General features: G+C 65.3%; 1 protein-coding gene. It reads left to right on the top strand.

Annotation, left to right across the window (positions count from 1 at the left end; genetic code table 11):
• A partial coding sequence (locus tag R6V09_RS54300) for an ABC transporter permease (protein ID WP_442810329.1) occupies positions 1–447 on the top strand: 447 nt, incomplete at both ends.

Raw genomic sequence — 447 nt, 5'->3', positions numbered from 1 at the left:
TCGGCGGTGTCAACGTGAAGATCACCATCGTCTACTGGCTGGTGTTCGCGGCGATCGCGACCTGGGTGCTGCTGCGCACGAAGTACGGCAACTGGATCTTCGCGGTCGGCGGCAACAAGGACAGTGCGCGGGCCGTGGGTGTGCCGGTGGCGTTCACGAAGATCTCCCTGTTCATGCTGGTCGGTTTCGGTGCCTGGTTCATCGGCATGCACCAGCTGTTCACCTTCAACACCGTGCAGTCCGGCGAGGGCGTCGGCCAGGAGCTGATCTACATCTCCGCGGCCGTGATCGGCGGCTGTCTGCTGACCGGCGGTGCCGGCTCGGCGATCGGCCCGGTGTTCGGGGCGTTCATGTTCGGGATGGTGCAGCAGGGCATCGTCTACGCGGGCTGGAACCCCGACTGGTTCAAGGCGTTCCTGGGCGTGATGCTGCTCGGCGCCGTCCTCA

This window comes from Streptomyces sp. W16 (genome assembly GCF_033194735.1).
Taxonomy (GTDB): Bacteria; Actinomycetota; Actinomycetes; order Streptomycetales; family Streptomycetaceae; genus Streptomyces.
This window is presented reverse-complemented; position numbering and strand designations above follow the sequence as displayed.